This is a genomic window from Bradyrhizobium iriomotense, from assembly GCF_018129405.1.
Lineage (GTDB): Bacteria > Pseudomonadota > Alphaproteobacteria > Rhizobiales > Xanthobacteraceae > Bradyrhizobium > Bradyrhizobium iriomotense_B.
Genome location: NZ_JAFCLP010000002.1, coordinates 18,451 through 32,116 on the forward strand (window position 1 = coordinate 18,451; position 13,666 = coordinate 32,116).

Genomic DNA, 13,666 nt, shown 5'->3' on the forward strand with positions numbered 1-13,666 from the left:
CGTCAGTTGGGCTGGCTGCCGCAGCCGAAAGGCAGCGCGTAGGTGCCTTTCGGCACGGGAGCCGGGTTGGTGGGCGCGGGACGCGTCGCAAGCCAGGCGGCAACGGCGGTGACGTCGGCCTCGGTCAGGTGGCCGGCGACGAGCTGCATGCAGTCGGGCGATTTCGCCGTGCGTGTGCCGTAGCGCCAGGCGCCGAGCTGGGCGCTGACGTAAGCGGCGCGGAGGCCAAGCAGGCCGGGGATGCCGGGCTGCATGCCCGTCAGTCCCGGACCATGGCAACTCACGCAGGCAGGAATGTTGCGGCCGGCATCGCCGCTGGTGGCGAGTAACTCGCCCTGCGCCAAAACTTCCTTGCTGACCTCGCTCGGCGCCGGCTGCGGCAGCGGCGGATGCTCGCCGGCAAAATATTCCGCCATCGCCTCGAGGTACGGGTCGGGCAGAAACTCCAGCAGATAATTCATCGGCGGGTATTTGCGGCGGCCGCTGCGGAAGGCGAGAAGCTGGTTGTAGAGATAGCCGGCGGGCTTGCCGGCGAGCCGCGGAAAATAGACGTCGCTGGTGCCTTCGCCCTTGTTGCCGTGACAGGGCGTGCAGGCTTCCACCCGCGCAGCCATCGTATCCGGCGGCTGGTTGGCCGGTTGTGCGGCCGCACCATCAAACGCGGCCAAAGTGACGATGACGACGGCCGAAGCCGCGGCGCGAGCGAACACTTTCGTCGCCCTCCACAAGACTGGTCCGGTTGATTCCGGATTACAAAGTAGAGCGGCATTATTGCGCCAATATTTTCCTGCGCAAGATCGGGCACGGGTGATGACGTTTGGTCGCGCCTGCACATCTATGATCCCGATCGTCTTCGACAAGAATTGCGTGCTTTTTTGAAAAGCAGACATGTCGCTGCGATCTCGCGACGCCTTTCGTCCGAGCTCTGCTTCGTCGTATCGCGCGCTCTTGTCAGAGGGCGCAGGGAAGACCGGGTGCCGGCCGGGCACCCACGGTCCACTGTGCGAAAGGTGGCGACAAGAATTTGCACAGCGGCATACAGGTGAAGCCCAACACGCGGCCTTCCCTGCGCAGTGGTTTGACGGCTTATGCCGAGCTCTCCCCGGGGAGCGATGCACTATTGCCCCCGTCGCCTCGCAGATGACTGATGCACGCGCCCGGTCGGGCAATACGCGCATCACCGCAAGACTTGGCGCACAGACCCCGGGCGCCAGGACGACACGGTTTTGCCGTACGCAAATCACACCGGTCGTGTGCGCGATGGCCTTCGCTCACGGTTGCCCGCCCTGCGATGCCTTCTCGCGCCGATGTGACTAGCGTCCACCGCCGCTCACCCCGCGTGTCGTGACGATCGCGATACGCCCCTCTGACCGGGATGAGGTGGCGCAGGAATACGTCAAAGCCGAATTTCGGTAAAGTGGAATATTTTTGCGCGCGGCAATTGACCCGCCGGCTGGGTGTTTTGGCCGACGGACAGCACAAGCGCTTGTGGGATGCGCGGACAACCACAAGCGGCGCACAATCAAGGATTCAGACTTTCTGCGATCGAAGGTGACAAGTGCAGTTTGTGCCAAAACCTGGAGCCGAGACGGAACACCCCTTGCCACGAGCGGTACACCGGCAGGGGCTGCATTTCATGGGGCTCTCAACTAAACTCTGAGTCGGGCGCGGGGGCCTGTGGAGCGGGACTGGAGACATGGCGCGCTGGAAGCAATCGTGGAGCGAGGACGATCTCAACCGGCTCAGGAAGCTCGCAGGCACCAAGCCGATCACGACGATCGCGAAAGAGCTCGGACGGACCACGGGAACGGTGCTCGCGAAGGCGATCGAGCAAAAGCTTCCCGTCATCTATCGGATCGAGCGAACGGCGCAATGACAGGCGCGCGCTGCTTGCAGCGGCGTGAGATGCTTCGCCGTGCCCAGACTCGTAGCCCGGATGGAGCGCAGCGTAATCCGGGACCCCTGCGCCCGCGGATACAAATCCCGGATTACGCTGCGCTCCATCCGGGCTACGGACTCACCCGCGCGGTGAGCGTGGCGGCCGGCGCTTCACCGCATGCCGGCGCGGCGAGCGGGTCACGCGCGGGCGCAGGCGGCTTGCGGCGGTGCGCTGCGCTTTGGCTGCGACTTGCGGGCCGCGGGCGAGGTCCATCAGCATGCGCAGGGCCTCGACCACCGAGCGGGCGCGCACCGCGCTGCGGCCGATCGCGCCAAAACGATGCTCGCGGTGGATGATGCGGCCGTCGCGCGCGGCGGCGGCGAAGTGCACGAGGCCGACCGGCTTGCCGGGCGTGGCGCCGCCGGGGCCGGCGATGCCGGTGATGGCGACGGCGAGATCGACATCGGCACGCTCCAGCGCGCCGATCGCCATCGCGGTTGCGGTCTCCTTGCTGACGGCGCCGAAATTCGTCAGCGTGCTGGCTTCAACGCCTAGCATCGCGCGCTTGGCATCATTGGAATAGGTAACGAAGCCGCGATCAATTACGTCGGAGGAGCCGGGGATATCGGTCAGCGCGCCGGCAACGAGGCCGCCGGTGCAGGACTCCGCCGTCGCGATCGTCAGCTTGCGCATCCGGCACAGATCCAGCAGCGAGCGGGAGAGGGCGCGTGCGTCGCTGCCGCCCATGGCCTTACACGCTCCAGGGAAGACGGATGGTGGCGCTCGCGGTGGCCGCAATGCCTTCCTCACGGCCGGTGAAGCCGAGCCGCTCGCTGGTGGTCGCCTTCACCGCGACGCGGGAGATGTCGACGCCGGCGATCTCGGCGATGCGCGCACGCATGGTGTCGCGCAGGGGGCCGATCTTCGGCCGCTCGCAGATCAGCGTCACCTCGAGATTGGCGACGCGGCCGCCGCGCTGGGTGACGCGCTCGATGGCGTATTTCAGGAACTGGTCGGAGGAGGCGCCTTTCCACTTGGCGTCGCTCGGCGGGAAGTGTGAGCCGATGTCGCCGTCGGCGAGCGCGCCGAGGATGGCATCGACCAGCGCATGCAGGCCGACATCGCCGTCGGAATGCGCCAGAAAACCCTTGCTGTGCGGCACGCGCACGCCGCAGATCATGACATGATCGCCTTCGCCGAAGGCATGCACGTCGTAGCCGGTGCCGGTCCTGATGTCGCCGAGTTGGCTGGCTAGGCGCGCTTCCTCGCGCACGAAATCCTCGGGGGTGGTGAGCTTCATATTGGCAACATCGCCTTCAAAGGTTGCAACCGTCAATCCCGCCCATTCGGCGATCGCGGCATCGTCGGTGAAATCCGAGCGTCCGTCCTTCGCGGCGCGACGATGCGCCTCGAGGATGACATCGAAACGAAAGGATTGCGGTGTCTGCGCGATCCGCAGGCGCGACCGGTCCGGCGTGTCCTCGACATTGCCGCTCTCGCCGGTGACCTTGATGGTGTCGGTGACGGCAACGGTGGGGATCGCAGCACCGGTGCGGCTCGCCGCCTCGATCGCGCGCGAGATCACGCCTTCGGACACGAACGGACGCGCGGCGTCGTGGATCAGGACGATGTCCGGCTTGTGCTTGGCCAGCGCTTCGAGACCGGCGAGCACCGAGGCCTGCCGGGTGGCGCCGCCATTGGTCGGCGCCTCGTGCTTCAATCCTGCGACCGCTGCCGTGAAGATGGCGCTGTCGTCGGGGTTGACCACCGGCTGCACCGCAAACACGTCAGCATGGCGGCTGAAGGCTTCCATGGCGCGATAGATCACAGGCACGCCGCCGATCTCGCGATATTGCTTCGGCCCGCCGGCGCCGGCGCGCAGGCCGCGTCCGGCCGCCACGAGGACGACAGCGGTGCGTTGTGATTTCGCCATAGGACTCAAATACTCAGTTGCTGATGAAAGAGCAGGGGGTGATTGCCGGCATGCCTCTAGCACGGCAGGCCCGCAAAAAAAGGGGGTTTCCCCGCATTGTGGGAAACAGCATTTTGCTGCACTGCACTTGAAAGATCTGCAGAATTGTCTAAACTGTAGGCATGACGCTTGACTGCACAAGAATTGTGCGCAAGATAGGTCATGGCCAGCGCGATGAGGCGCTGCTGAGTTGACGAGACCCCTGTGACCGGCCCGGCAGTATCCGGCTCTAAGCCGTTGAAAATAGGCGATATTGAAGTCGCCACCCCGGTCTTCCTGGCGCCGATGTCGGGGGTGACTGACTCGCCCGTTCGGCGGTTGGTCGCCGAGCTCGGGGCCGGTCTGGTCGTGTCCGAGATGACCGCGAGCGATGAGCTGGCCAACGGCCACCGGATGTCGCAGTTGCGTTGCGAAGCCACCGGAATCGGCCCGCACGTGGTCCAGCTTGCCGGCTGTGAGGCGCACTGGATGGCCGAAGGCGCCCGGATCGCGGAAGCCGAGGGCGCCGACATCATCGATATCAACATGGGCTGTCCGGCCCGCCATGTCACGGGCGGCCAGTCCGGCTCGGCCCTGATGCGCGATCTCGACCATGCCGTCAGCCTGATCGATGCGACGATCGCGGCGGTGAAGGTGCCGGTGACGCTGAAGATGCGGCTCGGCTGGGACGACCGCAGCCGCAATGCGCCGGAACTGGCGCGGCGCGCGGAAGCCGCCGGCATCAAGCTCGTGACCGTTCACGGCCGCACCCGCTGCCAGTTCTACAAGGGCGAGGCCGATTGGGACGCGATCCGCGCCGTGCGCGAGGCGATCTCGCTTCCGCTCATCGTCAATGGCGACATCACGTCATACGAAAAAGCGCTTGCCGCGCTCGAGGCCTCCGGCGCCGATGCCGTGATGATCGGCCGCGGCGCGCAGGGCCAGCCCTGGCTGCCGGGCCAGATCGGCCGCCGCCTCATGGGCGGGGCGACCGAAGCCGCGCCGTCGCTTCAGACGCAACTCCATTATGTCCGCACGCTCTATGAAGGCGTCTGCGCGCTCTATGGCCTGCGCGTCGGTCTCAAGCATGCGCGCAAGCATCTGGGATGGGCGCTCGACGTCGCTGCCGACGTAAGCCGCGCGCCGGCCGAGAAGCTGAAATCCTGGCGCCAGAAGATCCTCACCTCCGAGGATCCGCGCCTCGTTCACAATTCACTGCAAGATGCCTTCGACGACTTCGCATGGAGCGCTGCTGCATGAGCTCAGCCGCTGAACATCGTCGGCCGCTTCCGTCCGACAGCGACGCGATCCTGGATGCGCTTCCCAATCCCGTGCTCCTGATCGGGCCGGACGGCAAGATCGTCGGCGCCAACATCGCAACCGAAGCCTTTTTTGAGATCTCGACGCAGTTCCTGAAGCGGCAGTCGCTGAAAGAACTGGTGCCGTTCGGCAGCCCCTTGCTGGCGCTGATCGACCAGGTGCGTTCCTCGAACTCGCCGGTCAATGAATACAAGGTCGATCTCGGCACGCCGCGCATGGGCGGCGACCGCCAGGTCGATCTGCACGTGGCCCCGCTCACCGAGCGGCCCGGCCACATCGTGGTGATGCTCCAGGAGCGCACCATCGCCGACAAGATGGACCGGCAGCTCACCCACCGCAGCGCTGCGCGCTCGGTGATAGCGCTAGCAGCGATGCTGGCGCACGAGATCAAGAACCCGCTTTCGGGTATTCGCGGCGCGGCGCAGCTCCTGGAGCAGCAGGCCTCATCCGAGGACCGCATGCTGACGCGGCTGATCTGCGACGAGGCCGACCGCATCGTGACGCTGGTCGACCGCATGGAGGTGTTCGGCGACGAGCGTCCCGTGGTGCGCGGCCCCGTCAACATCCATTCGGTGCTCGATCACGTGAAGCGGCTGGCGCAGTCGGGATTTGCCCGCAACATCCGCTTCATCGAGGATTACGATCCCTCGCTGCCCCCGGTGCTGGCGAACCAGGATCAGCTCATCCAGGTGTTCCTCAACCTCGTGAAGAACGCCGCCGAAGCGCTGATCGACGTTCCCGACGCCGAGATCCAGCTCACCACCGCGTTCCGCCCCGGCGTGCGCCTGTCAGTCCCCGGTCAAAAATCCCGGGTATCCCTGCCGCTCGAATTCTGCGTGAGGGACAATGGACCAGGCGTGCCTGATGATCTTCTGCCCAACCTGTTCGATCCCTTCGTGACCACCAAGCAGACCGGTTCTGGCCTCGGTCTTGCTCTGGTCGCCAAGATCGTCGGCGATCACGGGGGCATCATCGAATGCGAATCTCAGCCGCGCAAGACCACCTTCCGCGTGCTGATGCCGATGTATTCCACATCGGTGAAACACGCCGATCAAAGCAGTCGCGACGGCTCTGCCGGGAAGTCGTCGTCTGCGTCACAGGGGGCAAAATGAGGATTAACGATGCCCGCAGGTAGCATTCTCGTTGCTGATGACGACACCGCCATCCGCACGGTTCTCAATCAGGCACTTTCCCGCGCCGGCTACGAGGTCAGGCTCACCGGCAATGCCGCCACGCTGTGGCGCTGGGTCAGCCAGGGGGAGGGCGATCTCGTCATCACCGACGTGGTGATGCCGGACGAAAACGCCTTCGACCTGTTGCCGCGGATCAAGAAGATGCGGCCGAATCTGCCTGTCATCGTCATGAGCGCGCAAAACACCTTCATGACGGCGATCCGCGCCTCCGAGCGCGGGGCGTATGAATATCTGCCAAAACCCTTCGACCTGAAGGAGCTGATCGCCATCGTCGGCCGCGCGCTGGCCGAGCCGAAGGAGCGGGTCTCGACGCCGGACGAGGACGCCGAGATGGAGGCAATCCCGCTGGTCGGCCGTTCGCCGGCAATGCAGGAAATCTATCGCGTGCTGGCGCGCCTGATGCAGACCGACCTCACCGTGATGATCACGGGCGAGTCCGGCACCGGCAAGGAGCTGGTGGCGCGCGCGCTGCACGATTACGGCAAGCGCCGCAACGGCCCGTTCGTCGCGGTCAACATGGCCGCGATCCCGCGCGACCTCATCGAGTCCGAGCTGTTCGGCCATGAGCGCGGCGCCTTCACCGGCGCCAACACCCGCGCCTCCGGCCGCTTCGAGCAGGCCGAGGGAGGCACGCTGTTCCTCGACGAAATCGGCGACATGCCGATGGAGGCGCAGACCCGATTGCTGCGCGTGTTGCAGCAGGGCGAATATACCACCGTCGGCGGCCGCACGCCGATCAAGACCGACGTGCGCATCGTCGCGGCTTCCAACAAGGACCTGCGCGTCCTGATCCAGCAGGGCCTGTTCCGCGAAGATCTGTTCTTCCGCCTCAACGTCGTGCCGCTGCGGCTGCCGCCGCTGCGCGAGCGTATCGAGGACCTGCCGGATCTGGTGCGGCATTTCTTCTCGCTGGCCGAGAAGGACGGCTTGCCGCCGAAGAAGCTCGATACGCTGGCGCTGGAGCGGCTGAAGCAGCACCGCTGGCCCGGCAACGTCCGCGAGCTCGAGAATCTCGCCCGGCGCCTTGCCGCGCTCTATCCACAGGACGTGATCACGGCCTCGGTCATCGACGGCGAGCTGGCGCCGCCCTCGGTCAGCCCGGGCGCCGCAGTTCAGCAGGGTGTCGACAATCTCGGCGGCGCGGTGGAGGCCTATCTGTCCTCGCACTTCCAGGGCTTTCCGAACGGCATGCCGCCGCCGGGCCTGTATCACCGCATCCTCAAGGAGATCGAGGTGCCGCTGCTGACGGCAGCGCTCGCCGCCACCCGCGGCAACCAGATCCGTGCCGCCGACCTGCTCGGACTCAACCGCAACACGCTGCGGAAGAAGATCCGGGATCTCGACATCCAGGTGTATCGGAGCGGGGGCTAGACTTCACGAGCCGACGGTGGCTCAGCTCCCCCTACCACAGCGGAGCTGAGCCTGTCCGGATCGCGCTGGCCGTTGTGGCTGACGCGGTGAGCAGAAGTCCTGATAGGGCCGAAATGTTCCGCCGGACCATGCAAATTTGTCATGCGGCCGCGAGGCGCTGCGTCGCGCCTATCTGACCAGGCGTGCAGGCGCCGGCAGCACGTTGGCCAGTTGCGTCGGCGGCTGCAGGCCGACGCCGTTGACCAGGAGATCGACGGCCACGATCAGCAGCAGCACTGCCGAAACCATCGTGGCAAGAAAGACTCTATCCATTCCGGTCAATCCGGAGGCACGGGAATCCGTTCCCGCCGGCGGATGCCGAATGGCTTTACCCCGTGGATTGCGTCCGCCGGACGCGATCCATAAAATACGAAGTTATTACAAAGACATACTAGGTGTTCGCCTCGGCGACTTCCATCGTCCGCGCGGGATGTCCTGATCGGGGACGAAGGACTCATCCCCGCGGCCGCTTGATCTGGATCAAGAATGCCGTGCGGAGGAGGCCGCTACGTCCATCGGGTATCCGCACTCCCGGAAGGACAGCGTCGTCTTGAGCACACTTCGCAAGCTTCTCTCCGCGGAGCAGATTGTCCAGCTCGTGATCCGTCTCGGATTGCTGGCGCTCTTGATCGCATGGACGTTTCTGATCATCCGCCCCTTCGTGCCGATCCTGACCTGGAGCGCGGTGCTTGCGGTCGCGTTCTATCCCGCCTTCAGCTGGCTCGCCAAACGCCTCGGCGGCCGGCCCCGAACGGCCGCGACGATCCTCACCCTGACGACGCTCGGCATCGTCATCGGTCCGGCGGCATGGCTCGGGCTGAGTGCGGTCGAAGGCATCAAGGACCTCGCGAGCCAGATCGGTACCGGCGATCTCGTGCTCCAGGCGGCGCCGGAATGGCTCAAGGACTGGCCGCTGATCGGCCCTCAGCTGTTCGATCTCTGGACAATGGCCTATACCAACGTTCGCGCGGTTCTGCGCGAGGTGGCGCCGTATCTGAAGCCGCTGGCCGGGGTGATGCTGTCGTTCGCCGGCAGCGCCGGCGTCGGCACGCTGCAGTTCCTGCTGTCGGTGCTCGTCGCCGGGTTCCTGTTTCCGCATGGGCCGCAGCTCGTTGAGGCGATCCGCGGTTTCCTGTTCCGCATCGTGCCGGAGCAGAGCGAGCATTTTCTCGCGCTGGCGGGTGCGACGATCCGGGCGGTTTCGCAAGGCGTGATCGGCGTTGCGATCATCCAGGCGCTGCTGGCCGGCATCGGCCTCAAGCTTGCGGGCATCCCGAGCGCCGGCTTGCTCGCCATCCTCGTTCTGCTGCTGTCGATCGTGCAGATCGGGGCCACGATCGTCCTCGTGCCCGTGATGATCTGGATCTGGATGGACAAGGACGTGACAACGGCGCTGCTTCTGACGGTCTTCCTCGTCGTCGTCGGCCTGCTCGACAACATCCTCAAGCCATTGGTCATGGGCCGCGGTCTGAGCACACCGACACTCGTCATCCTGATCGGGGTCATCGGCGGCACATTGGCGCACGGCATCATCGGCCTCTTCATCGGCCCGATCATTCTGGCGGTCGCCTGGGAACTCGCGGCGGCCTGGATCCGGATCGACCATTCCGCAGCGCAGGCGCAGGACAAGTCCGAGATGTCCGCTGCCGCCCAAAGATGAGTTTTCGATCGCAGGGCAATCCCTGGCGCCGTTCTTGAACGTTTTCCGTCGCACCAAGATAGGCCCGAAAGGCAAGAAGGTCGGTCCTGATGCTGCTTCAAGTCCTCGTCAGCGCACTGGTCAGCGCGATCAATATCGGGATCCACGCGCTGGCGACCGTCGGTGCCGTATCGATCGCGCGAGCGGCCGGCTTGGGGCTCATCACCAAGGGTCCGCGATTGCACTTGATGGGGGTGATGGTCGCAACCGCCGCAGCGCTGAGCGTCGCGCACACCCTGGAGGTCCTGGTCTGGGTCTGCACGTATTGGCTCGTCCAGGCGGCGCCGGCCGGGAGCGACCTGCCGTATTTCGTCTTCGTGAACTACACCACGCTCGGCTATGGCGACATCACGCCGGTGCCCGAATGGCGGCTGATCGGCCCGTTGACGGCCATGAACGGCATCCTGCTGTTCGGCTGGTCGGCGGCCATCCTGTTCGAGGTCCTGCGCAGGACGATCGAGAATCGTGAATCGGCCGAACGGCCCCCCGGCAGGACCAATGTTTGAATTGCTGAGCGTGCCGTTCCTGCTGCTCTGCTCGCGCGCGGTTCGGTAAAGCCCTGCGTCGGTCAGGGCTGAAGATCGAGACAAGCGAGCTGGTCTCGGTCCAGGAGCACGATCTGGCGCTGAGTGTTGCCGATGAAGCCGAGGACGCCGAGCTCGTGCAGCCGCGAAATGGCGCGAGAGACGGTTTCCAGCGTCAGGCCGAGATAGTCGGCGATGTCGCGCCGCGACATCGGCAGCGCGATGACACCCGTAGCGGTCAGCCTCTTGTCCATTTCCAGCAGGAAAGCCGCGACCCGCTCCAGCGAGGTCTTGCGGCCGAGCAGCAGCATGTGATCTTCCGCATGCTGGAGATTGTTCGTGGTCATGCTCAGCAGGTTTCTGGCAACCATGGCATCGCTCTCGGCCACGATCTCGAGGCTCTGCCGACGCACGAGGCGCACCGTGGTGTCGACGATCGCCTCGGCCGTGAAACGGTGCTCGTTTCCGTTCTCCAGCCCGAAAATGTCGCCGGTCAGGTGAAACGCGCCGATCTGCCTGCGGCCGTCCGACAACAGCTTGTAGCTCCGCACCGCGCCAGACTTGACCTGGTAGACATATTCGGCGGGCTCTTTCTCGCCGTAGATCTCGGCGCCTTTCTTGTAGGAAAATTCGATTAAACTGACGAGCGCATTTGAATCGCTGGTCATGCCGAGGTCGCGAAGAGAGTTGGGACGCAGCGCGGAATCGGTGGTGATGCGAACGAACATGGGCCAGCTCCTCAGCTTGCCGCCGAATTGGTCTTTGAGACAAAAATCTCTTGCTGCGGAAATGCGCCGCGCAATCGCGCTCCCGTCGAGGTTGATTTACGACTAAGGCGGTATTTCAATCCATTGTCCCAAGGGTCAATGTCCCAAGGGACAGCAAGGGGCGTTCGCTGCGCGGACTGAGAAGACCTCGATGGAGACCGGAAAGTATTCTGTTGCGAAGCATATGTTTCGGTTTTTGAACCGTTGGCAACCACGCGGCCTCGGTTAAAGATTGCTTTATTGAATTTTATGCGAGGTAAATGGTGCCCGGTCTTGTCCACGTGGTCGATGACGACGCATCGTTCCGGACGGCGATCGAGCGCCGGCTGAAGCTTGCGGGTTATGACGTCAAAACCTACGCATCGGCACAGGACTTCCTCAACGCAGCGCTGGACGACGAGCAGCCGGGATGCATCCTGCTCGACGTGCGGATACCGGGCTTGAGCGGCCCTGAACTGCAAAGTCGCCTGATCGCCGCGGGCTCGACGTTGCCGATCATATTCCTGACGGGTCACGCCGACACGCCGACGACCGTGCAGGCCATCAAGGCGGGAGCGGAAGACTTCCTGACCAAACCGGTTTCGTCGGAGCTGTTGCTCGATGCGATCGCGCGTGCACTGGCGAGGCAAGACGCCGCGCGGAGCCATCGCGGCAAGCTCGAAGCCTTTCGCGCGCACCTTGCGACGCTGACGCAGCGCGAACGGCAGGTGTTCGATCTCATCGTACGCGGCAGGATCAACAAGCAAATCGCCTACGAGCTCGGGACGACCGAGCGGACCGTGAAAGCGCATCGCCATCAGGTGATGGAGAAGATGCAGGTTCATTCGCTTGCCGAGCTCGTGTCGATCGCGGAGCGGCTTGGAATGCTGGATCCGAACGGCCGCTAGACTGCACCGTCGTTTCGAATGCAGTTCCCACGGTGTCACTGCCCCAAAGGACAATATGAAGCGCGTTGACGTGGTGATGCCATGCAATTGCGGCACGCGTACTGGTTGCAGCTGCTGCATCACCATCGTGGCGAGTCCGAAAGGTCGCTTTCCTGCCGATGCGCGGATCAGTTTTCATCGTCGACGACGATCCATCCATGCGAGTCAGCATGAACAGGCTGCTGCGCGCGCACGGATTCGACGTGACGCTGTTCGATTCCGCGGAGGCCCTGCTTGATCACGGCGGTTTCGACAAGGCGATCTGCATCGTCCTCGACATCAATCTCGACGGCAAGTCCGGCGTCGAGCTGCGCCGCAAGCTGGCAGAGGAGGGCGTTACGGCGCCAGTGATCTACATTACCGGCAATGACAGCGCGGTGAACCGTACTGCCGCGGTTGCGTCGGGTTGCGTCGCCTATCTGACAAAGCCGTTCACGGCGCAATCATTGATCGATTCGGTCACGCGTGCGGCTGCGCCATAGCGAGGAAATGCCGATCATTCGTCGACATACTGCTCCAGCATCTTCGTCGGTGCGCCCTTGCGGACGGAGGCGAACTGCGCGAGCGGCACCGATGTCGTCAGCGCCAACAGGTTCGCATCGACGACCTCGAGCGCCAGAGTCTTCCCGGACTCCATCTCCTTGATGATGCCGGGAGGCACGACGTCGGCGGCGATGCAGGCGTTGGTCAGACACCAGCTATAGGGAACACTGAAGGCGCTGCCCCTATCAACCGACAGCTTGGCCGGTTGCTGCAGGTACATGCCGACCGGCACGAAGAGTTGCAGCCGGGCCGTCGGCGCGCCTTCGCGCTCGATCAGATCGATGCGCACGGCCATCTGGCCGGTCGGGAATGTCCCGGTGATGGTCGTCCGGCACAGCGTCGGCGCACCGCCGGCCTTGAAGCAGAGCTTCTGCCAATCACCGTAGCTGATGTCCTTGGCTTCGCGCTGACCGCGCGTGGCCACTTCGGCAGGTTTATCGGTCCGTGCGGCTTTCGGCGCGGCGATGGCGGGACAAGTCGCGGCCCCGACGACGGCGGCAATGAGCAAGGCGCAGAGATGGTCACGGATGGTAGACATGGTTGGCGCCTCCAGGGCAGGCTCTACTTCTGTGCCTCGAGAAACTTCGCCACCAGCGGTGACCAGAGCGGGATCGCATCCGGCGAGCCGATGAAAAAATGCCCGTCGTTCCCGAACGGCGGCATCAGATGATATTCGGCGCGGCCGCCGGCGGCCGTGAAGGCTTGATGCATGCGCTTCGACAGATCAGGCCCGAAGAACGTGTCGTTCTCGATGTAGATCCACAGCATCGGCACCCGCGAGGTGCGACCGAAATCCGCGGTGGCCTCGACCAGCCTGTCGGGCGCGCAATTGTTGTTGGGCTTGCCGCCGACCCGGCCGCCGCGGCCCGCAGCGAAGGTGATGATGGCCTTCACCTGCGGTGGATTGACGCTCGACAGGGCGATGGAGGCCCAGCCGCCGGCGGACTGTCCGACCACGATGACATCCTTCGGGATGATGCGCTTCTCGGCAGCCATGTAGTCGATGATCCACAGATCGACCTGCGCGACCGCAAGGCCCGCATCATGGAAGTTCGGATTGGTGCACTTGCCGACCTTGGAGAAGAACGGCCCATAGAGTGCACGCTCGGGAATGTCGATGGCGGCTGCGCCATAGCCGCTGCCGACCGGCGCGACCACGAGGTAGCCGCGCCTGGCGAACCATTTTGCGGCATCGCGGAATTCCACCAGCGGAAAGAAGCTCCGGTCAGTGGGGTTGAGCGAGACGCCGTGGTTCATGATCACCAGCGGAAAGGGGCCGTCGCCGACCGGGCGCACCAGATAGGCAAACATCGGCAGTGGCAGCGGCAGCACCCAGATCTCCTCCTGGATGCGGACCTCGTCCTCGGCGCGAGCGGGCGCCGCGAACGTGCCGAGGAGGAGCAGGATGGTTGCGAGGAGGAGGCGCATAGCGGCGGATTTGATTGGGCGCGGCC

The 13,666-nt window shown here is 64.5% G+C and carries 15 protein-coding genes; 8 read left to right on the forward strand and 7 right to left on the reverse strand.

Features of this window, described 5'->3' with window-relative positions; translation table 11 throughout:
- Positions 1-2 precede the first annotated feature (2 nt).
- A complete protein-coding gene (locus JQ592_RS04775; RefSeq protein ID WP_211401784.1) occupies positions 3-710 on the reverse strand; it encodes a c-type cytochrome in 708 nt (235 codons plus the stop codon).
- A gap of 986 nt (positions 711-1,696) precedes the next feature.
- Between JQ592_RS04775 and JQ592_RS04780 the strand changes: the two genes are divergently transcribed.
- Positions 1,697-1,876 (forward strand): hypothetical protein, encoded by a 180-nt coding sequence (locus tag JQ592_RS04780; protein ID WP_183239241.1) that lies wholly within the window; start codon positions 1,697-1,699, stop codon positions 1,874-1,876.
- Between the two features lie 141 nt (positions 1,877-2,017).
- Here the strand turns inward: JQ592_RS04780 and JQ592_RS04785 are convergent, their stop codons facing one another.
- On the reverse strand, positions 2,018-2,626 hold the full coding sequence (locus JQ592_RS04785) for a CinA family protein (protein WP_211401785.1): 609 nt from the start codon (positions 2,624-2,626) through the stop codon (positions 2,018-2,020).
- Positions 2,627-2,630: 4 nt separating this feature from the next.
- Positions 2,631-3,812, reverse strand: a complete 1,182-nt coding sequence (locus JQ592_RS04790) for a bifunctional 2-C-methyl-D-erythritol 4-phosphate cytidylyltransferase/2-C-methyl-D-erythritol 2,4-cyclodiphosphate synthase (RefSeq protein ID WP_211401786.1) — start codon at positions 3,810-3,812, stop codon at positions 2,631-2,633.
- Between the two features lie 276 nt (positions 3,813-4,088).
- On the opposite strand from JQ592_RS04790, the gene dusB reads away from it, so the two are divergent.
- Genes dusB through ntrC form a run of 3 tightly spaced genes read left to right on the forward strand, consistent with a single transcriptional unit; the run spans position 4,089 to position 7,714 of the window.
- Positions 4,089-5,090, forward strand: a complete 1,002-nt coding sequence (dusB, locus tag JQ592_RS04795) for a tRNA dihydrouridine synthase DusB (RefSeq protein ID WP_211402499.1) — start codon at positions 4,089-4,091, stop codon at positions 5,088-5,090.
- A complete protein-coding gene (locus JQ592_RS04800; protein ID WP_211401787.1) occupies positions 5,087-6,262 on the forward strand; it encodes a two-component system sensor histidine kinase NtrB in 1,176 nt (391 codons plus the stop codon). The genes dusB and JQ592_RS04800 overlap by 4 nt, the downstream gene beginning before the upstream one ends.
- Positions 6,263-6,271: 9 nt before the next feature.
- Positions 6,272-7,714, forward strand: coding sequence for a nitrogen regulation protein NR(I) (gene ntrC, locus JQ592_RS04805; RefSeq protein ID WP_018641898.1), 1,443 nt, complete (start codon positions 6,272-6,274; stop codon positions 7,712-7,714).
- A gap of 168 nt (positions 7,715-7,882) precedes the next feature.
- On the opposite strand, the gene JQ592_RS04810 is transcribed toward ntrC, so the two are convergent.
- A complete protein-coding gene (locus JQ592_RS04810; protein ID WP_211401788.1) occupies positions 7,883-8,026 on the reverse strand; it encodes a hypothetical protein in 144 nt (47 codons plus the stop codon).
- Positions 8,027-8,303: 277 nt separating this feature from the next.
- On the opposite strand from JQ592_RS04810, the gene JQ592_RS04815 reads away from it, so the two are divergent.
- Both JQ592_RS04815 and JQ592_RS04820 read left to right on the forward strand, forming a co-directional pair.
- The gene (locus JQ592_RS04815; RefSeq protein WP_211401789.1) at positions 8,304-9,413 is read left to right on the forward strand and encodes an AI-2E family transporter; all 1,110 of its coding nucleotides are present in this window, start codon (positions 8,304-8,306) and stop codon (positions 9,411-9,413) included.
- Between the two features lie 89 nt (positions 9,414-9,502).
- On the forward strand, positions 9,503-9,958 hold the full coding sequence (locus JQ592_RS04820; RefSeq protein WP_211401790.1) for a potassium channel family protein: 456 nt from the start codon (positions 9,503-9,505) through the stop codon (positions 9,956-9,958).
- A gap of 62 nt (positions 9,959-10,020) precedes the next feature.
- On the opposite strand, the gene JQ592_RS04825 is transcribed toward JQ592_RS04820, so the two are convergent.
- Positions 10,021-10,704, reverse strand: a complete 684-nt coding sequence (locus tag JQ592_RS04825) for a helix-turn-helix domain-containing protein (RefSeq protein ID WP_211401791.1) — start codon at positions 10,702-10,704, stop codon at positions 10,021-10,023.
- Between the two features lie 302 nt (positions 10,705-11,006).
- Here JQ592_RS04825 and JQ592_RS04830 point away from each other — a divergent pair, with 302 nt between their 5' ends.
- Together JQ592_RS04830 and JQ592_RS04835 are read left to right on the forward strand one after the other, a co-directional pair.
- On the forward strand, positions 11,007-11,630 hold the full coding sequence (locus tag JQ592_RS04830) for a response regulator transcription factor (RefSeq protein ID WP_211402500.1): 624 nt from the start codon (positions 11,007-11,009) through the stop codon (positions 11,628-11,630).
- Between the two features lie 209 nt (positions 11,631-11,839).
- Positions 11,840-12,151 (forward strand): response regulator transcription factor, encoded by a 312-nt coding sequence (locus JQ592_RS04835; RefSeq protein ID WP_246820170.1) that lies wholly within the window; start codon positions 11,840-11,842, stop codon positions 12,149-12,151.
- A gap of 14 nt (positions 12,152-12,165) precedes the next feature.
- Here the strand turns inward: JQ592_RS04835 and JQ592_RS04840 are convergent, their stop codons facing one another.
- Both JQ592_RS04840 and JQ592_RS04845 read right to left on the reverse strand, forming a co-directional pair.
- Positions 12,166-12,750: an invasion associated locus B family protein gene (locus tag JQ592_RS04840; protein ID WP_211401793.1), complete on the reverse strand. Its 585-nt coding sequence runs from the start codon at positions 12,748-12,750 to the stop codon at positions 12,166-12,168.
- Between the two features lie 23 nt (positions 12,751-12,773).
- Positions 12,774-13,640: an alpha/beta hydrolase family protein gene (locus JQ592_RS04845; RefSeq protein ID WP_211401794.1), complete on the reverse strand. Its 867-nt coding sequence runs from the start codon at positions 13,638-13,640 to the stop codon at positions 12,774-12,776.
- Between the last annotated feature and the right edge of the window lie 26 nt (positions 13,641-13,666).